Source organism: Candidatus Sarcina troglodytae, assembly GCF_015708635.1.
In the GTDB taxonomy this organism is placed as follows: Bacteria; Bacillota; Clostridia; order Clostridiales; family Clostridiaceae; genus Sarcina; species Sarcina ventriculi.
Genome location: NZ_CP051754.1, coordinates 1,076,771 through 1,096,796 on the forward strand (window position 1 = coordinate 1,076,771; position 20,026 = coordinate 1,096,796).

Here is a 20,026-nt window from a genome sequence, read left to right on the forward strand (position 1 = left end):
AAAAATTTGTAAATTAGAAATATTTTAATATTTTATTGTAGATGATTATATAATTATGTATAATGGTAAATAAAGGGAATTAATAAACTGGGAGTTGATATAATGGCTTTAACATCAGAAGATTATTTATTAGGATTAGAAAAAGAAATAATGGGATCAGATTATTATAAAATATTAGAAATTAATACTAAAGAAACAAAGAGAAGAAATAATATAGAAGTTTTAGAAAACATAGATGAAATAAATGATAGAATTTCAAAAATAGAAGAAAGTTTAAATAAAATAAGCAATGAACAGAAAAAAGAAAAGAACTATGTTTTATTTGGAATACTTTTAAATTTAATATTAAATATAATTTTAATGTTGATTATTATATAATTATAAGGGGAAGTTATGAAAAATAAAACAGAAAAAGCTCTTTTAATATGTATTTGTTTAACTATATTTTTCTCTTTAGGGATAATAATATTTATGTTTTTAAATAAAGATACTAATAAAATTGTTTTAAATAGAAAGTATTATAATGAAAATATATTAAATTAAAAATTTAAACCCAATAATTAAGTTACTTAATTATTGGGTTTGTTTTTGTATTTAGTATTTTATTTAAAATACTCGTAAATAAAAACTATAAAAATAGGAAGAAAAGATTTTATTTTCTTCCTATTCACATTCTTTATATATTTAAATTCTAAAAAAAGATAATCAGAACCATAGCTGTTGGAATTATTACACAAAATGCAATTAAGCTATAAAAAGCAAACTTTTTTATATAAGTTATAGGACTTGTCTTTGTTTCTGATATAACAAATTTATAAGAAATTATACTAGCCATAGAACCTATTAATGAGAATAATCCTCCTGCATTTACACCTAATACTATAGATTTAAAATCATGTGTAAATGGTGAAAGAAGTAGTGTAACTGGAACATTACTAATAAATTGGCTAAGTATTAGTGATATAAAATATGTATGTATTGGATCTGTTAAAAGACCAGATACTAAAGTTTTAACAGCAGGTATTGCTGAAACATTTCCTATAAATATAAAGAATCCAGTAAATGTTATTAGTAAAGAATAATCAACTCTCTTAAATAATTTTTTATTAACAAAAAATGTAACTACTAATATTATTATAAAAGCATATTCGTAATTAAGTAATTTAAATACTGAAGCTAATACAACTAAAAATAAAACAAAATATAAAATAGTAAGCTTTTTATGTTTTATATGAATTTCTTCAATAGCTACATCTAACTTTTTATTCTTTTGAACCAATACTAAAACTAACAAAAATATAAATGCTACTATTGCCATTGGTAGTGTAACCGCAAAAAATTCTCCAGAAGTCAAATCAAAATGTGTAAAAATGTAAAGGTTTTGCGAACTTCCCATAGGTGTTAGTGCACATCCTAAAATTGCAGCCATTGTTTGAAATACTACTAATTTTACTGGATTAAAATTAGCTTTTTTAGCTAATACTAAAGCAAGTGGAACAAAGGTAATTAATGCAACATCATCAGTAATAAGCATTGAACTGAAGAATGTTAAAGTTACCATTATAATATAAATCCTTCTTGAACTATTATCCTTATGTAGAAGTTTTGTTCCTATGTAATCTAATACCTTAAACTCTTTTAACGCTGTAACAACAATCATAAGATCAAATAACAACATTAAATCTTTATAGCTAATAGAACCAAAATTTGGTCCGTTTATAAATGAAGAAGCTATAGCTAGTACTACTGATACTATTAATACAATTTCATGTTTACAAAATTCCTTAAGTTTCTGTTTATCTAAACTTTTCGAATCCATTTATTTTCTCCCTTAATTAAAAAATCTTTTAATAAAACTGACAAGTTAATTTTAACCTAAGAAAATAATCATATCAATAACTATAAAATGTATTTATAGCCTAATAAGTATTTTTTGGAATAATTTTAAAGATTGTGTTAACATTTAGGGTTTTGAAAACGTTATAATAGATAAATGTTAAAAAAATTTAACAATGCGTAATATTAATATTACATTTGTTTAGATAAAACATTTAAGGTATTTTATAAAGATGTTTTGTTTATTTTTATAATTTAATGTATTATAAATATAGTTAAAATATAAATGATAAGGTGATAAAGATAAATGAAAGAATTAAAAAATATAATAGATGAAATAACTTCTTCAAAAGTTATAAAAATAGTTTTAAGTAATAAAAAAAATAAAGATTTTAAATACAATAAAATAAAATTTTCTCTTAAGGAAAATTTAAAAGGTGAATTTTATCAGATAGAAAAATATACTGATAAACAAGTTTTTCATGAAAATATAACATTTAATGAATTAAAAGAACAAGTTTTATTCTATTTAGAAGAAAACTATAAACAAGCAGGGGTTTGGACTGAAGATTTTACTTTTGATATTAAGATATCTAAAAAAGGAAAAATTCTTTTAAATAAGAAAAAATCAGATAATGAATCTTTGGTTAAAAAGTCTCATAATAAGGAGAAAAATTATATTCTTAAGGAAGGAATGATTATAGAACCGCTTATAGATTTAGGTATTTTCACTAAAGATGGAAAGGTTATTAATAGTAAATATGATAAATACAAACAGATAAATAGGTTTATAGAAATTATAGATGATGAGGTTAAAAATAAAGATTTAAAAAAACTTACAATTTTAGATTTTGGTTGTGGTAAATCTTATTTAACCTTTATAGTTTATTATTATTTTACTAAGATAAAAAATATAGATGTTAAAATAATTGGACTAGATCTTAAGGAAGATGTTATTAAAAAATGTAATGAGATAGCTAAGAGATATAACTATAATAATCTTCATTTTGAGCTTGGAGATATAAATGGTTTTAAATTTAATAACAAAGTTGATATGGTCATAACACTTCATGCTTGTGATACAGCGACAGATTATGCTTTATATAATGCTATTAAATGGGATACTAAAATGATATTTTCAGTTCCTTGCTGTCAACATGAATTTAATAAACAAATAAAGAGTGATAAATTATCTATATTAACTAAATATGGAATAGTACAAGAGAGAGTAGCTGCTCTTATGACAGATTCAGTTAGAGCTAATCTTTTAGAAGTTCTAGGATATAAAACTCAACTTTTAGAATTTATTGATATTTCTCATTCACCTAAAAATATTTTAATAAGAGCATCAAAGGCAAAAATATCGAAAGAAAAAAGAGAAAAAGCTTTAAATGAAGTAAAATCATTAATGGAGAATTTTAATTTAAGTCCGACATTATTTAATTTATTGCAAGATGATGGATTAATTTAAATAAGGAAGCTAATTTATGCTTCCTCTTCTACCCATAGCATATTATTTACATTGTTAAAGTTTATTTATTTTATCATTAAGTTTGCTATAAACATTATCAATCATATGCTTTTCGCTACAATACTTGTCTAGTTCTGCAATGGAAATCCATTTAACTCCTTTTGTTTCTTCTTTATTTATGATAAGTTCATCATTTTCACAGGCTTCTAAAAGATAAGTTATATTTAAATGAAGATGTGCTGAGACAAATTTATTTTTCTTTATATGACCATTTACAGTTAATACATCTATGGAAAATATATTATCAGAAATTGCGTTTATATTTTTTAATCCTGTTTCTTCTTGAGCTTCTTTTATAGCTACTCTTAAAAAATTAGTATCGCCATCATTGTGACCTCCTGTCCATGCCCAAGAATTATAAATTTTATGATATATCATTAAGACCTTATCACGAGTCTTGTTAATTATATATCCAGATGAAGTAAAATGCAGTATGGGGTTTTCTCTAGTGAATAAATTATTAAAATTATTAACAGCTAGTAATATAAGTTCTTTATCATTTTTTTCTTGTATATTATAAGGTTTATAATTTTTTATATCTTCAATAAAAGCATTATCCATTATTTATTCTCCTTAAATATAAAATTATTTATTAATTATAGATATTTTATAAAATTATACAGATGGTTTCAATAATATTAGGTTATATGATTAAATAAAGAGAATTTATTGTGATTAATATATATATGTAATGGTTTTTTATAAAATCGGTAGTATAATTATAATAAAAAGTTTCAAAAGTATTGACTATAATTAAAAAATTTATTTGGAGGACGAGATGAAAACAGCTGAAGAAATGTATAAATACTGTGTAGATAATAGATTCTCAAGTGGAATTAGTAAAACAAATGCAATAAAAAATTTTTCTATAATTGAAAAACAGTTGCATAAAAATGAAAATGTATTAATTACATTTATGGGAATTCATGATTATAAACCCTTAAAAAATTATGATAGTGGATTTACATATGCTTTAACGAATGAAAGAATAATTATGGCTCATAAAAATTTAGTTAGTAAAGTGATTGAGGAACTTAAATATGAAGATTTAAGCAATATTACACTTAAAATAGGACTTATATATGGTGTAATAACAATAGAAGCTTTTAATGAAAAATTAAAAATCGCTATTTCAAAGCCAGAGGCCAATAACATTTATGGTAAAATCAGTAGAATTATATTAGAAATAAAAAATAAGAATAATGTTAGTAATGAACTTACAGAAAATGAAAAGGTAGTAGCTGTAAAGCTAAGAGCATTAAATGAACTTTATGAAATGAAGGCTTTAAGTGAAGATGAATTTGAAAAACAGAAATTAGAACTTTTGGCTCAATTACATTATTAATATAAAATAGACAGATTTATATAATTATATTGAATTTATAAAGATTAATTATATAATATTATAGTGGGTATTTGGAATATTTACGTTAATTGTAGCAGTGATAATAAAGAAAGGAAAAAACAAATGGGACTTTGGTATTTAGCAATATGTTTATTTTGTATAATGATGATTATCTTACTTATTCTAAATAGAAGAGTAGATACCAGAAAAACAGTTAGAAAAATATTAATAGTATTTTATATATGTTTAGCAATTGTATTTTTTGGACTATTTATATATAATACAGTTTTTCATGGGAAATTTCTTACTTAAATAAAACATAAATATAAAAATATAATATACATAAGTTTAGAACTATACAATATAAATGCATTTTGATTTAAATTGCTTTAATCCTTTTGGTATAGTTCTTTATTTATTATTGAATAAATTTTAATTATAGGAGCAATTAATTATGAAAAATATGATTTATTATAAATCACCTATTGGAAATCTTATAATAGTAGAAGAGGAAAATACTATTATAAAATTGTGTTTTAAAGAACAAGAAATTACAAATATTAAGGATGTTAGGGAATTTGAAACGCCATTATTAAAAAAGGCTAAAAAACAATTAGAAGAATATTTTGAGGGAAAACGAAAAAAATTTGATTTAGCCTTAAGATTAAATGGGACTAGCTTTCAAAATAAAGTATGGAAGGCTCTTTTAAATATTCCTTATGCAAAAACTTGTAGTTATAAAGATATTGCCAAAAATATCGGAAATGAGAACGCCTCAAGGGCAGTTGGAAATGCGAATAATAAAAATCCATTGCCAATATTTATTCCATGTCATAGAGTTATAGGAAGCAATGGGAAATTAATTGGTTATGCTGGAGGATTAGATATAAAGATAAAGCTTTTAGAACTAGAGAGAAAAAATAAATAAAATGAAAGTGTATCTTTTCTTTCTTGAATATTAATGGTTGAATAAATATATATTTAATAAAATTAACATTAATTAAATATAGAAATTTGTCTTAAAATATAATATAGTAAGATTAATCATAGAATAATTATAGAGAGGATGTAGTTTATATGAAGCTTAAAAATTATTCAATGCTTACTAGTATGTTAACATTAGGTCTTGCTACATACATAGCTTATGATAATTATCAAATATCGGTAAGTGAAATAGTTGTAAAATCAAATAAAGTTCCGAAAAATTTTGTGAATTTTAAAATACTTCAATTATCTGATTTGCATTGTAAAGAATTTGGAAACAACAATATTAGACTTATAAAGAAAATTAATAAAATTAATCCTGATATAATAATTGCAACTGGAGATATGTTTAGTACAAGTTTAGATGTAAATGAATCATTTTATAAATTATGTAATGAATTAGTTAATAAATATCCGATATATTATTCTTTGGGAAATCATGAAACCATTCTTAGAGTATCTAAATTATCAGACAGGATATGGATTGAAGATTATTTGAAAAAAATAAAAAAATTAGGTGTTTGTTTGTTGGATAATGAAATGGTATCAATAGACAGAGGTAATGAAAAAATTAATATTTATGGTTTAACTCTTCCTATGATGTTTTATAGAAGAAGATTTAATAGTGATAGAGATGAAAAGATTGAACTTAAAAGTGAGTTTATAGAAAATCTTATAGGAAAACCTAATTTGAAGGAATTTAATGTTCTTTTAGCACATAATCCGCTTAATTTTGAAGCTTATGCGAATTGGGGAAGCGATTTGATATTTTCTGGACATGTTCATGGTGGAGGTATTAGATTACCATTTGTAGGAGGATTATTGTCTCCTGAAATTTCATTTTTACCTAAATACAAAGAAGGATTTTATATAAAAAATAATTCTATAATGATAGTTAATAGAGGACTTGGAAATTCAAGTATGCCAGTTAGAATACTTAATGGACCAGAAATGATTTTAACAATTTTGTCAAATTAAATAAAAAAATAGTTACTATAATTAATTTGTATAGTAACTATTTTTTTATTTGTTATATAGTGGTTTTATTTAAACAATGATTTAATTCATGTTCTTTTTTCATCATTTTTCTCCATAAAATATATCCATAAGTTACTCCAATAATGTATTGAAGAAGAGATAATATATCAGAAAAATCTGCTACCAACATTGAAGGATTAGTTATACTAACTCCAATACTTTGTATTATAAACATTATTATAGAAATTGAATTAAATACAATCCAGAAAATCCATTGCTCAATAAATCTTTTTCCCGTTAAATATGTAGCCATTATTGTCATTACACATGTAAATGAATCTAGTATTATTTGAGGGTCTTTTGAAATATGTATATTAAATATGTTATAAGCTATTTGAGGAAGAAAAGTTAAAAACAATCCGTAAACAATCCATATAATAATAGAACATATGAGTGCAATTATTAGTTGTTTTAAATTGAATTTTCTAATGATAATATCCTTAGATTTGTTTAAAGCCATATTTTTTTTCCAAGCTATGAACCCATAGATAAGAAGAGGTAATGTTATAAATATATTTAATATAAATTGTCCATATAAATCATTATAAAGACCAATAATCCCTGTTGTTACTGCATTTATCATCCACCAAATATATCCTATAATGTGAGCTTTGGCGGTATATATGGATACAAGAACTCCAGAGAGAGTACAAACTAAACCTATTAGTCCTATAATAGTTATTACGCTAGATAAATTACCTCCTGGAATAAAGGCAGGAAGAAAAAAAGTTATTATACTGCAAATATAAAAAAATAAAAAAAATATTTTTTGAAATGGTGAAAAGTTTTTAAAAAATTTCATTTGTATTTCCTCTCGTTAGTGATAAGATATATGTCTTTACATATATCTTATCACTAACGAGGATATAAGTAAATATTTATAATTTTTTATTAGTATACTACTGTGAAAAATTATAGTATTTCTAAGATTTCAACAGTATATTTTTCACCTGGAGCATCAACTTCAACTATATCTCCAACTTTCTTACCACTTAAAGCTTTACCTAAATCAGATTCAACACTTATACACATGTTTTCAAGATCTACATCTAAGGTAGTTACAAGAGTGATGGTATCTTCAAAATCATCTTCTATAAATTTAATTCTAGCTTTTCCGTTTATGCCTAAAAAGGATTTATCTAAACTATTATCATCAACTATAATTGCAGTTGAAATCATGTTTAATAAGTACTGAATTCTGTTGTCATTTTCTCTATAATTTTCACAAGCCGCCTTGTATTCAGCATTTTCTGATCTGTCACCGTGAGCCGCTGCGATTAATTTTTCTTTTGCTATTTCAGCTCTCTTTACTGTCATTCTGTAATCTAATTCATCTCTTAATTTTTTTAAATTTTTTTCTGTTAATTTTTTATTCATGAAATTTACCTCCATTAATATACATTATTTTATATTATATCATTAAATAATGTGGTCATAAAAAATTTTATTTAAAAAAATGTTAATGGTAAATTAATTAAAAATTTACAATAAATATATATATTATTGTTATAATAATTGTAAATAAGATTGTTTTAAGTAGTATAATTTATATTTTAAAATTAGGGGGTTTTTAAAATGTATAAGTATCTTTGTGTTGAAGCTAACAGTAAAAATATGATAAAACAAGCTAATCATAGAGAAATTATAGAATCTTATAGTAAAGAAGGATGGAGATTTATAAGTGCAATACCAACAAAATTTGACCCGACATTTGGATCACCAACGAAATTTGATTTGATTTTTGAAAAAACAATTGATTAGAAAACACACTAGTGTTAAAAAATAACACTAGTTAAAAATTAAAATCTTATATTTGATTTTAAAGTACATATATTTTACACTTTATATTAATCTAATAAAATTTTAAGGAGTAGTACATATGGGAATTATAAAGTCTATTATTTATTTTATAATAGCTGGAATATTTGAGATAGGAGGTGGATATCTTATTTGGCTTTGGCTTAGAGAAGGTAAAACATTTTGGTTTGCAATCTTGGGAGGGATTATTTTAATATTGTACGGAATAATACCAACATTTCAACCTAAAACGGATAGTTTTGGGAAAATTTATGCAGCCTATGGAGGAATTTTTATTGTACTTTCAATTTTATGGGGATGGAAGGTTGAAAAAATAGTTCCTGACAAATTTGATATATTAGGTGGAATAATTGCTTTGATTGGAAGTGCTATTATAATGTATGCACCTAGAGGATAATTTATAGATTATTTTTTTATATAAAGAACACACTTACATAGTCTTAAGTGTGTTTGTTTTTTTTAGTAAAAATAAAAAGATAAAAAATACATTAAATGCTATGACTTTTTATTAAACTCTAAATGTAGTATAATTTTTAAATAGTAGAATTTTAAAAGCTTAGCGTAGGCTGTTTATATATAAGGATGGTGGTTTAAATTGGGTTTAACTCCAATGATGAAGCAATATTTTGAGATAAAGGAAAACTATAAAGATTGTATCTTATTTTTTAGACTTGGAGATTTTTATGAAATGTTTTTTGAAGATGCAGAAATTGCATCAAGAGAATTAGAACTTGTTTTAACAGGTAGGGATTGCGGATTAGAAAATAGGGCTCCTATGTGTGGGATTCCATTTCATGCAGCTAATTCTTACATAGGAAGATTAATCTCTAAAGGATATAAGGTTGCAATTTGTGAACAAGTAGAGGATCCTAAAAGCGTTAAGGGAATAGTTAAAAGAGATGTTATAAAGATTATAACGCCAGGAACTTATATAGATGATTCTTTTATTGATGATGGTAAAAATAATTATATAATGTCTATATATTTAGATGAAGAAAATAATAATTTTTCAATAGCAGTCACTGATATTTCAACAGGAGAATTTTTAACTACAGAAACTTTTTTAACTAGTGATTCTCTAATTTTAGATGAGATATCTAAATTTACTCCTAAAGAAATAATAATCTGTGAAACTTTAAAAGAAGAATTAATTCGTGATATAAAATTTACTGTTCCAGCTTTAGTTACTAAAAAGGGGATAACATATTTTAAAGATGATGAAAATTCTATTTTGGATATGCAATTTAAAGAAGACAAAGATAAGTTAACCCCTCTTACCTATAAAGCATCTTTAGCACTTGTTAAGTATATTTTAGATACTCAAAAGATAAGTTTAAGTAACATAAATAAAATAACTGTTTATAATATTAAGGATTATATGACTATAGATTTAAATACTAGGCGTAATTTAGAACTTACAGAAAATTTAAGAGAAAATACTAAAAAAGGTTCTCTTTTATGGGTTTTAGATAAAACAAAGACATCTATGGGGAGTAGAAATTTAAGAAGATGGATTGAAGAACCACTTATAAACAAAGAAAAAATTCAAGAAAGATTAGACGGAGTTTATGAACTTTTTAGTAATATTTATTTAAATGATAATTTAAGGGAAGCTTTAGATGATATTTATGATATAGAAAGAATATTGGGGAAAATTTCAAATAAAAATGTGAATGCTAAAGACTTGATTGTTTTAAAATCATCCATTGACAAAATACCAAATATTAAGTCAATTTTAAAAGATACTAATTCTAAGCTTTTAAATGAATATTATAATAGTTTAGATGAGCTTCGAGATATTTACTCTCTTTTAGAGGAATCAATTTCAAATGAACCTCCTTTAACTATTAAAGATGGAGATATCATAAAGGATGGATTTAATGAAATTATAGATGAACTTAGAGAGGCTAAAACGAACGGGAAAAATTGGATATCAACTTTAGAGGCTAATGAAAGAGAAGTTACGGGTATAAAGTCTTTAAAAGTTGGTTATAATAAAGTATTTGGATATTATATAGAAATATCCAAAGCGAATTTTAACCTAATTCCTGAGGGAAGATATATAAGAAAACAAACATTATCTAATGCTGAGAGATATATAACACAAGAATTAAAAGAAATGGAAGAAAAAATATTAGGTGCTAGTGAAAAATTGGTTTCTATTGAATATGATGTTTTTGTTGATATAAGAAATAGAGTTGAAGAACAAATAGATAGATTGAAATTAACAGCTAAAACTATAGCAAATTTAGATTGTATAAGTAATTTGGCGTATGTTGCTTTAGAAAATGGATATATTAAACCAAATCTTAATGATAAAGGTTTTATCGAAATTAAAGATGGAAGACATCCTGTTGTTGAAAATGTAATTGAAAAAGGCGAATTTGTTTCAAATGATACATTCATAAATAGAGATGATGAACAACTTTTAATAATAACAGGACCTAATATGGCAGGAAAATCAACTTATATGCGTCAAGTTGCCATAATAACTTTAATGTGTCAAATAGGAAGTTTTGTACCAGCTTCTAGTTGTAATATAAGTATTGTTGATAAGATATTTACAAGAATAGGTGCATCTGATGATTTAGCAGGTGGAAAAAGCACATTTATGGTTGAGATGTGGGAAGTTTCTAATATTTTGAAAAATGCTACAAAAAATAGCTTAGTTTTATTAGATGAAGTAGGGCGTGGTACTAGCACTTATGATGGGCTTAGTATAGCATGGTCTGTTATAGAGTATATATGTTCAAATAATGATTTAAAATGTAAAACACTTTTTGCAACTCACTATCATGAACTTACAAGCCTTGAGGGAAAAATAAGTGGTGTTAAAAACTACTCAGTTCAAGTAAAAGAAGTTGAAAATTCCATAATATTTTTAAGAAAGATAGTTGCAGGTGGAGCTGATGAATCTTATGGTATAGAAGTTGCAAAACTTGCTGGAATACCAAATGTTGTTATAGATAGAGCAAAAGAGATTTTAAAAACATTAGAAGCAAATTCTCCTAAAAATAATTTAAAAACAGATATTATAGAAGATAAAATTAGTAAAGAGGTTTCTTGTGAGAAGGATTCTATTTTATATGATAAACAACAATCAGATGTTAAAGAACATGAAATAAAACATAAAAAAAGAAAAGATAATTTTATAGATGGTGGACTTCAATTAGATTTTAATTCTATTGCAAAAGATAGCTTTTTAAATGAAATTGCAGATACTGATGTTTTAAGTTTAAATCCTATGGAAGCTATGAATAAACTGTATAATTTTATAAAGGAAGCTAAAAAACTTATTTAAAAAGGAGGTTTTAAATTTTGGCAAGAATAAATATTTTAGATGCACAAACCTCAAATAAAATTGCTGCAGGAGAAGTTGTTGAAAGACCTGTATCTGTTGTTAAAGAGCTTGTAGAAAATTCATTAGATGCAGAGGCTAAAAATATAACAATTGAAATACAAGAAGGTGGACAAAAACTTATAAGAGTTATTGATGATGGATATGGTATTCATATAGAAGATTTAAAAAAAGCTTTTACACCTCATGGAACAAGTAAGATAAGTTGTGTTGATGATATATTTTCTATAAATACATTAGGATTTAGAGGTGAAGCATTACCAAGTATTGCTTCTGTCTCTAAAGTTAATATAAAGAGTAAGTACAAAGAATGTAATATTGGAAAAGAGTTGATTTTAAACACAGGAGAGGAAGTTAGTTTTTTAGATTCCCCAATTTCAAAAGGAACGCAAATGGAAGTTCGAGATTTATTTTTTAATATTCCAGCTAGATTGAAATTTTTAAAAACAACTACAAGAGAGGGAAGTTTAATCGTAGATTTAGTAAATAAATTAGCTTTAGCAAATCCAGATGTTTCTTTTAAATTATTCAATAACAACAAAAAGTCAGTAAATACTTACGGAAATGGTAACTTGTTAGATACTATAAGGAGTGTTTATGATAAAAAAACATCAGAGAATGTAACATATTTTGAAGAACACAAAGATACAATATCAGTCTATGGATATATAGGAAATGAAACTTTAGCTAGAGGTTCTAGAAATAATGAGATAATGTTTGTAAATAAAAGATATATTAAAAATAAAGCAATAAATGTGGCTGTTGAAAATGCCTTTAAATCCTTTAATGTAACAAATAAGTTTCCTTTCTATATAATGTTTATAGAAATTTATCCAGAACTTATTGATGTAAATATTCACCCTACAAAATCGGAAATACGTTTTAAAGATGAAAGATTTGTTTTTAAGACTGTGTTTGATGCTATACATACAGCTTTAAGAAAAAGTATAGAAGGTGAATTTAATATTGAAGAGGAAGAAACACCTTTTAAAATAAATAAGTTTGAAGTAAACCAATTATCTTTAGATAGTGAAATAGATAAATTAAATTCATTAAAAGAAATTATCTCAAAATCGAATTATGAAAAAACAAGTAAACAACCAAATGATTTAAGTTATTATAATTCAGTAAAAAAAGATGATTATTTTAGTGCTGAGCAAGATTTAGAAAAGAACATTGAAAATTCAAATATAATAAAAGAAAATTTAGAAAATGTTATTTTAAGTGATAATGCTTTGGAAGAATATTCACCAATTAGTTTATATGCTACTAATAAGGATAAAGAAAACATAATTTATGATATAAAATCTAGAGATAGCTATGAACTCAAAGAATCAAAACAAGATAAAATATTCACTAAAAAAGCAAAATTTCCAAAGCTTAAAGTAATAGGACAATTTAATAAAACTTATATAATAGCAGAATATGATTCAGTTATGTACTTAATAGACCAACATGCAGCTCATGAAAAAGTTTATTTTGAAAAATATAAGAAAAGTATTGAAGAAGCTAAGGTGGAAATTCAGCCATTGGTACTTCCAATACTTTTAGAACTTACATTAGATGATTTTGCATACTTTATTGAAAATAAAGAAGTCTTCAAAGAAGCTGGCTTTAAAGCAGAGGAATTTGGTGATGATTCAGTAAGAATTAGTGAAGTTCCATATTTTCTAGGAAAATTAAATGCAAAAGAATTATTTTTATCTATAATTAATAATTTAAGAAATTTAGGTTCTGGGAAGACAACTGAAGTTAAATTTAACAAAATAGCATCACTTGCATGCAAAGCGGCTGTTAAAGCAAATGATGTCTTAAATGTATTAGAAATGGAAAAACTCATAGATGATTTACGATATTTAGATGATCCGTTTAACTGTCCTCATGGAAGACCTACCATTATAAAATTTACAAGTTACGATTTGGATAAAAAATTTAAAAGAATACTGTAAGGAGAAACTTAAAAATGACTATAAAAAATAACAATCTTTTAATAATTGCAGGTCCTACATCTGTTGGAAAAAGTGACATATCAGTTTCTCTAGCAAAGGAATTAAATGGAGAGATAATTTCAACAGATTCAATGCAAATTTACAAATACATGGATATTGGTTCTGCTAAAATAACAAAAGAAGAAATGCAAGGAATTCCTCACTATCTAATAGATTTTTTAGAACCTAAAGAAGAATTTAGTGTATCTGAGTTTAAGGATTTAGCAAAAGCAAAAATAGAGGATATCCAATCAAGAGGCAAGTTACCAATATTAGTTGGAGGTACAGGCCTTTATATAAATTCTTTAATATGCAATATGGATTTTACAGAAAGTTCAAAAGATGAAAAATATCGAGAATATCTTTATAATTTAGCTAAAGAAAAGGGAAATCAGTATGTTCATAACATGCTTTATGATATTGATATAGAAAGTTTTAATTCAATCCATTTTAATAATTTAAAAAGAGTTATAAGAGCTTTAGAAGTTTATAAAATAACGAATAAGCCATTTAGTTCTTTTAAAGAAGACCAGAATAATATTTATGAAAGTCCGTATAATATATATTATTATGTTCTTAATATGGATAGAGAAAAACTTTATTGTAGAATAAACAAGAGGGTTGATATGATGCTTGAAAAAGGTCTTTTAGAAGAAGTAAAATCTTTGAAAAATATGGGACTTATAGCAGATATGCAATCTATGAAAGGCATTGGTTATAAGGAACTATTATATTATTTAGATAATAAAATATCATTTGAAGAAGCTATAGAAATGATTAAACAAGGAAGTAGAAATTATGCTAAAAGACAATTAACATGGTTTAGAAAAGACCCGAGAGCTATTTTTATAAATAAGGATGATTTTATGAATGATAAAGAAATAATTACTAAAATTATTGGTGACATAAAAAAATCTTAGGTTTATAATAGTTATAACACATTATTAGTTGGAGGTTATATTTCATGAATAAAGCAGTAAACAATTTACAAGATATTTTCTTAAACAATGCTAGAAAAGATAAAATACATGTTTCTATATTTTTAGTAAATGGTGTTCAACTGAAAGGTTATGTAAAGGGATTTGATAGTTTTACGGTTGTTTTAGATAGTGAAGGAAGACAACAATTAGTTTATAAACATGCAATAAGCACTATATCACCAGCTAAACAAATACTATTTAATAATGAACAATAATAGTTAATAACAGTAATAGGCAAATTATTTTTATAATTTGCCTAATTTTTTTGCCTATGATAATATAAGAATAATAAAACTACTCGGAGGATTAGAAAAAAATATGCTAAAAGAAACTATAGAACTTTTAAAAAAAACTTATAGATTTAGTGATGAAACTTTAAATATTTATGAAAAAGCTATTAAAGATGTAGAAGAAGAATTTAAGATGTATGATAAGATACGTGAATTTAATCAACTTAAAATTTTAAGAGCTTTCCAAGAAGAAAGGATATCAGATAGTCATTTTACAAATTCATCTGGCTATGGATATGGAGATATAGGACGTGATTCTTTAGACTTAGTTTACGCAAAAGTGTTTAATTGTGAAAAAGCTTTAGTTAGACCTCACTTTGTAAATGGTACTCATGCAATTGGGGCAGCTCTTATAGGAAATCTAAGACCTAATGATACAATGTTAACTATAACAGGAACTCCTTATGATACACTTCACAATATAATAGGAATAAACTGTGATGAAAGTATAGGTTCTTTAAAGGAATATGGAGTCAATTATAAGCAAGTAGACTTACTTAATGGAAAAATAGATATTGAAAAAGTTAAAGAGATTCTCAAAGAAGATAAATCTATAAAACTTGTTCATATGCAAAGATCAACAGGATATGGTTGGAGAAATTCATTTCTAGTTGATGAACTTGGAGAAGCTATAAAAGAGGTAAAATCTATAAGAGATGATGTCATAGTTTTTGTTGATAACTGCTATGGTGAACTTATAGATACTAAAGAGCCAACAGATGTAGGTGCTGACCTTATGGCAGGTTCTTTAATTAAAAATATAGGTGGAGGGATTGCCCCAACTGGTGGATATATAGTTGGAAAAGCTAAATATGTAGATCAAGCATCATATAGATTAACTATACCAGGAATAGGTGGAGAATGTGGTTCAACATTTGGAGTTATGAGACAAATGTTTCAAGGATTATTCTTAGCTCCTCACATAGCTATTGAGGCTGTTAAAGGTGCAGTATTTTGTGCGAGAGTTATGGAACTTTCAGGATTTGAAGTATTACCTAAATATAATGAAAAGAGAAGTGATATAATCCAAGCTATTAAATTTAATGATGAGGAAAAACTTATAAAATTTTGCAAGGGTATACAAAAAGCCTCTCCAATAGATTCATTTGTTGAGTGTGAACCATGGGATATGCCAGGATATAATGATAAGGTAATAATGGCAGCAGGTGCATTTATTCAAGGTTCTTCAATAGAACTTTCAGCTGATGCCCCAATTAGACCACCTTATATTGCATATCTTCAAGGAGGACTTACTTTTGATCATGCAAAAATAGGCGTTTTAGTTGCTTTAAATAACATATATAAATAATATTTTTACAACAGTATAAAATATATGAATAATATTTTTACAACAGTATAAAATATATGAATAATAAAATAGCTAAAAATAAATATAAAAGCTCAAATCAAAGAAAAGAGGTTAAAAAATGGACGCAATTGAAATGATTAAAGAGAGAAGAAGTATTCGTAAATTTAAAGATAAAAAAGTAGATAGAGAAATAATGAGGGAAATTGTAGATATTAGCAGATGGGCACCATCCTGGGTAAATTATCAAATAGCAAGATATACGTTAGTTGATGATGAAGAAATTATTAAAAAGCTTGCAACTGAAGGTGTTAATGGATTTGTTTATAATATTGATACTTTAAAAAATGCCAAGGGTGTTGCAATTCTTAGTTTTGTTAAAGGCAAGAGTGGAAAATTAGATTTAGAAAAGGATGATTATGCAACATCAAAAGCAAATGTTTGGGAAGTGTTTGATGCTGGTATATCATGTCAAACATTTTGTTTAGCAGCTCATGCAAAAGGTATAGGAACTTGTATTATGGGTGTTATTGATGAAAAATCAATTTCTAAAATTATAAATTTACCTCAAGAAGAAACAGTAGCTGCACTTATTGTATATGGATATGAAGATGGACATCCATCTCCAACACCAAGAAAAGATATAGATGAAATAATGCGTTTTGTAGACAGATAAAATATAATTAAACAATATCGGATATTAAGATTAACTTAGTATTCGATTTTTTTATAAATTGTATAAATAATATTAGGTGTTGTAATATAACAAATTATAATGTATACTTTTGTTTATGAGTATTACAAACTTAGTATTACATAAAGTAATACATATAGGAGAAGTATGGAGAGTAAAAATAAAGAACTTAAAATAAAATCTTTTAGAGTTGATGAAGAAACTTTTGAAAAATTTAAAAATATAGCTTCTAGTGAGTTTAAAGGTCAAGGACAGTGTTTAGAAGCACTTATAAATCTTTACGAACTTGAAAATTCAAAGGCTTCTTTAGTTGAAAGAAAGCTTGAGATTGAATCATTTCAAGATTATTTAAATAAAATAAATCAATTATTTTTGACTTCTCTTCAAATGAGTAAAGATGCTGAAGTTAGATTTAAGGATGAATACATAAAACAGCTTAATATAAAGAATAAAACTATAGAGGGACTTCAAAATAGAGAAAAACAACTTTTTGAAAAAACAAAATTCCTTGAAACTTCTAATAAAGAATTAACTTTTTTTAAGGGGGAGTTAGAAAAAGATAAATCAACTCTTTCTCAATTAGTGTCTAGGAATCATGATACATTAGAAAGTAATAGACGTGAAATAGAAAGACTTAAGGAATATAAAAAATTTAAAATTGAAAATGAAGACTTAAAGAAAGAAAATCATTCCTTAAAAGAAGAATTAAACAGAAAAATTAATGAAAATAAGAACAAAGCTTCAGAAATTGAAATCACAAATAGAGAAGTTGAATTTTTAAAAAATAGAATAGATGAACTAAAAAAAGAGGTTTTATCTTATAAAGAGCTTGCTTCGGCTATTAAAAATGAGCATTCTAACGAAATAGAAATTATAGAAAAGAAATATAATAAGATTATAGAAAAGGAAACTAAAAAATTAACAGAGTCTTTTAATAAAGAATTAGAACTTGAGAAAAAATCATTTGCTTTAAATTTAAAAATCTTAGAGGAAGAAAAGCGTATTTTAGAATTAAAACTTAAAAATCTTGCCAAATAGAACGTAAGTTTGCCACATTTACTACGCTGTGTTAAAATACTTATAGATTAAGGAAAAAATGGAGGTGAAATTAGTGATGGAGCTTAACGAAAAACAAAAAGAAGTTTATGATTTTCTTTTAGAATTTACTAAAACAAATGGATACCCACCATCTGTGAGAGAAATCTGTAAAGCAGTTTCTTTAAAATCAACATCCACAGTTCATGGGCATTTGAAGCGTTTAGAAAAAAAGGGTCTTATATATAGAGATCCAACAAAACCTAGAGCTATTGTTATTAATGAAATATCATTAAATAATAATGCAATAAATACTTTAAAAATACCTATAGTAGGAAATATAACAGCAGGTATGCCTATCTTGGCTACTGAAAATATAGATGGCTCCTTTGAGATTTCACTAAATTCCATAAAACATGATAATAATCTTTTTGCATTAAAGGTTCAAGGACACAGTATGATAAATGTTGGAATAAATGATGGAGATTTAGCAATAATTGAGCAATGCAATTTTGCAGATAATGGAAAAATTGTTGTGGCGCTTATAAATGATGAAGCTACGCTTAAAACTTTTTATAAAGAGAAGAATCATATAAGACTTCAACCAGAAAATAATTCAATGGAACCTATAATAGTTAAAGATTGTTCTATTTTAGGAGTTTTAGTTGGCATATTTAGGACGTTTTAATTTAAATAAGAGGTGAAAAGATGGAAAATTTTAATGATGATTTTTGTGATATTGGACTAGATAAAATTTGTGATAATTGTGGTAAATGTTTAGAACTTGAAGGTGTAGATACAAAAGCTATAAATCTTCAAGAAATATCAAAAATTGTAGAAGAAAAATATGAATTGAATGATAATTTAGAATCAGAAGAAACAATAATAGAAGAAGATGAATTATCTTACGAGAATGATGAGGTTGAATCTTTAGATGATGATATAGACTGGGAGTTAAAATTAAAAGAGTTAGATAGTGAATATGAAGATGCATTTGAGCATATTGAGTATATTGAAGATATAGATTTAAATGATGATTTGATTTTAGAAGAAATGACAGATGAAATTTATCCTGGAGTTAGAAGGATAAAGAAAAAATAAGCTATGAATTAAATTCATAGCTTATTTTTTTATTTTAAATTAGTTTTAGTTGCATTGACTAATCCATCCAACCAATCTTGATGTCCATTTATCATTGGATTAGGTTTTGTTTGAGCTAATTCTTTTGCAGGTTTTCCAATTTGAGATTCTTGAGTTAATATACGAACTCTCCCTTCGGAAATATTTTCAATAAGCCAAGCATGGTATACATCTAATTTGGTGTCTTCAGTTTCTCCAGACCAACCATGCCATGCTACTCTAGCTGGATTTCCATTTATAGGTGGAATGTATTCTAATACCTCAGCTTCGACTCTAAATCCAAACGTATTAAACCTAAACCTAGCATTAGTAGCTAAATTGGGACCTGATATATTATAAAAATGAATATCAGAAGAGTTGTTGTAATATTTAGGCCACATAGATGTGTTATTTAAATATTTCCATACCTCTTCAGCAGTCATATCTTTAATAATTTTTTCGTTTGATACGAAATTATCTGTTGTTCCTGGTAAGTATTTTTTTGGCCATAAAATTTCATTCATCATGTTTTATTACTCCTTTAATTCAAAATTATTTTTAATACTATGTAAAAGTTAATTAATTATAATATTATTTTATCAGTAATTTTCTTAAAAGCAAGAACGTACTTTTTTGTAATATACTATCTAAAATAATAGTATAAATTTTAGAGAATAAAAAAGCCATAGAATGCCTATGGCTTC

22 protein-coding genes are annotated in these 20,026 nt (G+C 25.2%); 17 read left to right on the forward strand and 5 right to left on the reverse strand.

All coding sequences use genetic code 11. The features are described 5' to 3' along the window. Positions 1–102 precede the first annotated feature (102 nt). Together HH195_RS04780 and HH195_RS04785 are read left to right on the forward strand one after the other, a co-directional pair. Entirely contained in the window at positions 103–378 is a 276-nt protein-coding gene (locus tag HH195_RS04780; protein ID WP_196371768.1) for a hypothetical protein, read from the forward strand. A 15-nt stretch (positions 379–393) separates the two neighbouring features. Beyond that, positions 394–543, forward strand: a complete 150-nt coding sequence (locus HH195_RS04785) for a hypothetical protein (RefSeq protein ID WP_156304285.1) — start codon at positions 394–396, stop codon at positions 541–543. A gap of 148 nt (positions 544–691) precedes the next feature. Here HH195_RS04785 and HH195_RS04790 read toward each other — a convergent pair whose 3' ends face one another. Further along, on the reverse strand, positions 692–1,819 hold the full coding sequence (locus HH195_RS04790) for an SLC13 family permease (RefSeq protein WP_055257531.1): 1,128 nt from the start codon (positions 1,817–1,819) through the stop codon (positions 692–694). A 324-nt stretch (positions 1,820–2,143) separates the two neighbouring features. Here HH195_RS04790 and HH195_RS04795 point away from each other — a divergent pair, with 324 nt between their 5' ends. Beyond that, on the forward strand, positions 2,144–3,307 hold the full coding sequence (locus HH195_RS04795; RefSeq protein WP_196371769.1) for a class I SAM-dependent methyltransferase: 1,164 nt from the start codon (positions 2,144–2,146) through the stop codon (positions 3,305–3,307). A gap of 54 nt (positions 3,308–3,361) precedes the next feature. Here the strand turns inward: HH195_RS04795 and HH195_RS04800 are convergent, their stop codons facing one another. Beyond that, a complete protein-coding gene (locus HH195_RS04800) occupies positions 3,362–3,928 on the reverse strand; it encodes an NUDIX hydrolase (protein WP_196371770.1) in 567 nt (188 codons plus the stop codon). Positions 3,929–4,145: 217 nt separating this feature from the next. Between HH195_RS04800 and HH195_RS04805 the strand changes: the two genes are divergently transcribed. The 3 genes from HH195_RS04805 (at position 4,146) to HH195_RS04815 (ending at position 6,674) form a co-directional block, all read left to right on the forward strand. Continuing rightward, on the forward strand, positions 4,146–4,712 hold the full coding sequence (locus HH195_RS04805) for a PH domain-containing protein (RefSeq protein WP_055257525.1): 567 nt from the start codon (positions 4,146–4,148) through the stop codon (positions 4,710–4,712). Positions 4,713–5,166: 454 nt separating this feature from the next. Continuing rightward, positions 5,167–5,640 carry a methylated-DNA--[protein]-cysteine S-methyltransferase gene (locus HH195_RS04810; RefSeq protein WP_305847103.1) on the forward strand — a complete coding sequence of 158 codons (474 nt, stop codon included), beginning with the start codon at positions 5,167–5,169 and terminating at the stop codon, positions 5,638–5,640. Between the two features lie 149 nt (positions 5,641–5,789). Beyond that, on the forward strand, positions 5,790–6,674 hold the full coding sequence (locus HH195_RS04815; protein WP_196371771.1) for a metallophosphoesterase: 885 nt from the start codon (positions 5,790–5,792) through the stop codon (positions 6,672–6,674). A gap of 52 nt (positions 6,675–6,726) precedes the next feature. Here HH195_RS04815 and pnuC read toward each other — a convergent pair whose 3' ends face one another. Beyond that, on the reverse strand, positions 6,727–7,536 hold the full coding sequence (gene pnuC / locus HH195_RS04820) for a nicotinamide riboside transporter PnuC (protein WP_196371772.1): 810 nt from the start codon (positions 7,534–7,536) through the stop codon (positions 6,727–6,729). Positions 7,537–7,646: 110 nt separating this feature from the next. Further along, complete coding sequence (locus HH195_RS04825) at positions 7,647–8,111, reverse strand: GreA/GreB family elongation factor (protein WP_196371773.1); 465 nt, start codon at positions 8,109–8,111, stop codon at positions 7,647–7,649. Positions 8,112–8,309: 198 nt separating this feature from the next. On the opposite strand from HH195_RS04825, the gene HH195_RS04830 reads away from it, so the two are divergent. The 11 genes from HH195_RS04830 (at position 8,310) to HH195_RS04880 (ending at position 19,304) form a co-directional block, all read left to right on the forward strand. Further along, complete coding sequence (locus HH195_RS04830) at positions 8,310–8,495, forward strand: DUF4177 domain-containing protein (protein WP_055257513.1); 186 nt, start codon at positions 8,310–8,312, stop codon at positions 8,493–8,495. Positions 8,496–8,613: 118 nt separating this feature from the next. Further along, positions 8,614–8,949, forward strand: a complete 336-nt coding sequence (locus tag HH195_RS04835; RefSeq protein ID WP_055257511.1) for a YnfA family protein — start codon at positions 8,614–8,616, stop codon at positions 8,947–8,949. Positions 8,950–9,147: 198 nt separating this feature from the next. Further along, positions 9,148–11,853: a DNA mismatch repair protein MutS gene (gene mutS, locus HH195_RS04840; protein WP_196371774.1), complete on the forward strand. Its 2,706-nt coding sequence runs from the start codon at positions 9,148–9,150 to the stop codon at positions 11,851–11,853. Between the two features lie 17 nt (positions 11,854–11,870). After that, a complete protein-coding gene (gene mutL / locus HH195_RS04845; protein ID WP_196371775.1) occupies positions 11,871–13,859 on the forward strand; it encodes a DNA mismatch repair endonuclease MutL in 1,989 nt (662 codons plus the stop codon). Between the two features lie 14 nt (positions 13,860–13,873). After that, the gene (gene miaA / locus HH195_RS04850) at positions 13,874–14,818 is read left to right on the forward strand and encodes a tRNA (adenosine(37)-N6)-dimethylallyltransferase MiaA (RefSeq protein WP_196371776.1); all 945 of its coding nucleotides are present in this window, start codon (positions 13,874–13,876) and stop codon (positions 14,816–14,818) included. Positions 14,819–14,862: 44 nt separating this feature from the next. Further along, complete coding sequence (gene hfq / locus HH195_RS04855) at positions 14,863–15,093, forward strand: RNA chaperone Hfq (RefSeq protein ID WP_055257504.1); 231 nt, start codon at positions 14,863–14,865, stop codon at positions 15,091–15,093. 103 nt (positions 15,094–15,196) lie between these two features. Beyond that, on the forward strand, positions 15,197–16,477 hold the full coding sequence (locus HH195_RS04860) for a methionine gamma-lyase family protein (protein WP_196371777.1): 1,281 nt from the start codon (positions 15,197–15,199) through the stop codon (positions 16,475–16,477). 118 nt (positions 16,478–16,595) lie between these two features. Next, complete coding sequence (locus tag HH195_RS04865) at positions 16,596–17,150, forward strand: nitroreductase family protein (RefSeq protein WP_196371778.1); 555 nt, start codon at positions 16,596–16,598, stop codon at positions 17,148–17,150. A 165-nt stretch (positions 17,151–17,315) separates the two neighbouring features. Then, on the forward strand, positions 17,316–18,206 hold the full coding sequence (locus tag HH195_RS04870) for a hypothetical protein (RefSeq protein WP_196371779.1): 891 nt from the start codon (positions 17,316–17,318) through the stop codon (positions 18,204–18,206). 58 nt (positions 18,207–18,264) lie between these two features. Further along, positions 18,265–18,891, forward strand: coding sequence for a transcriptional repressor LexA (gene lexA / locus HH195_RS04875; protein WP_243278546.1), 627 nt, complete (start codon positions 18,265–18,267; stop codon positions 18,889–18,891). A gap of 20 nt (positions 18,892–18,911) precedes the next feature. Beyond that, the gene (locus tag HH195_RS04880) at positions 18,912–19,304 is read left to right on the forward strand and encodes a hypothetical protein (RefSeq protein ID WP_196371781.1); all 393 of its coding nucleotides are present in this window, start codon (positions 18,912–18,914) and stop codon (positions 19,302–19,304) included. 29 nt (positions 19,305–19,333) lie between these two features. On the opposite strand, the gene HH195_RS04885 is transcribed toward HH195_RS04880, so the two are convergent. Continuing rightward, positions 19,334–19,849, reverse strand: coding sequence for an SRPBCC family protein (locus HH195_RS04885; RefSeq protein WP_235973289.1), 516 nt, complete (start codon positions 19,847–19,849; stop codon positions 19,334–19,336). Positions 19,850–20,026: the final 177 nt, after the last annotated feature.

Coding starts and splice junctions, on each gene's coding strand:
- HH195_RS04790 (WP_055257531.1), bottom strand. CDS start 1,819: ATGGATTCGAAAAGTTTAGATAAACAGAAACTTAAGGAATTTTGTAAA.
- HH195_RS04825 (WP_196371773.1), bottom strand. CDS start 8,111: ATGAATAAAAAATTAACAGAAAAAAATTTAAAAAAATTAAGAGATGAA.
- pnuC (WP_196371772.1), bottom strand. CDS start 7,536: ATGAAATTTTTTAAAAACTTTTCACCATTTCAAAAAATATTTTTTTTA.
- HH195_RS04865 (WP_196371778.1), top strand. CDS start 16,596: ATGGACGCAATTGAAATGATTAAAGAGAGAAGAAGTATTCGTAAATTT.
- HH195_RS04860 (WP_196371777.1), top strand. CDS start 15,197: ATGCTAAAAGAAACTATAGAACTTTTAAAAAAAACTTATAGATTTAGT.
- HH195_RS04805 (WP_055257525.1), top strand. CDS start 4,146: ATGAAAACAGCTGAAGAAATGTATAAATACTGTGTAGATAATAGATTC.
- lexA (WP_243278546.1), top strand. CDS start 18,265: ATGGAGGTGAAATTAGTGATGGAGCTTAACGAAAAACAAAAAGAAGTT.
- HH195_RS04880 (WP_196371781.1), top strand. CDS start 18,912: ATGGAAAATTTTAATGATGATTTTTGTGATATTGGACTAGATAAAATT.
- HH195_RS04830 (WP_055257513.1), top strand. CDS start 8,310: ATGTATAAGTATCTTTGTGTTGAAGCTAACAGTAAAAATATGATAAAA.
- miaA (WP_196371776.1), top strand. CDS start 13,874: ATGACTATAAAAAATAACAATCTTTTAATAATTGCAGGTCCTACATCT.
- HH195_RS04800 (WP_196371770.1), bottom strand. CDS start 3,928: ATGGATAATGCTTTTATTGAAGATATAAAAAATTATAAACCTTATAAT.
- HH195_RS04885 (WP_235973289.1), bottom strand. CDS start 19,849: ATGATGAATGAAATTTTATGGCCAAAAAAATACTTACCAGGAACAACA.
- hfq (WP_055257504.1), top strand. CDS start 14,863: ATGAATAAAGCAGTAAACAATTTACAAGATATTTTCTTAAACAATGCT.
- HH195_RS04795 (WP_196371769.1), top strand. CDS start 2,144: ATGAAAGAATTAAAAAATATAATAGATGAAATAACTTCTTCAAAAGTT.
- HH195_RS04780 (WP_196371768.1), top strand. CDS start 103: ATGGCTTTAACATCAGAAGATTATTTATTAGGATTAGAAAAAGAAATA.
- HH195_RS04870 (WP_196371779.1), top strand. CDS start 17,316: ATGGAGAGTAAAAATAAAGAACTTAAAATAAAATCTTTTAGAGTTGAT.
- HH195_RS04835 (WP_055257511.1), top strand. CDS start 8,614: ATGGGAATTATAAAGTCTATTATTTATTTTATAATAGCTGGAATATTT.
- HH195_RS04810 (WP_305847103.1), top strand. CDS start 5,167: ATGAAAAATATGATTTATTATAAATCACCTATTGGAAATCTTATAATA.
- HH195_RS04785 (WP_156304285.1), top strand. CDS start 394: ATGAAAAATAAAACAGAAAAAGCTCTTTTAATATGTATTTGTTTAACT.
- HH195_RS04815 (WP_196371771.1), top strand. CDS start 5,790: ATGAAGCTTAAAAATTATTCAATGCTTACTAGTATGTTAACATTAGGT.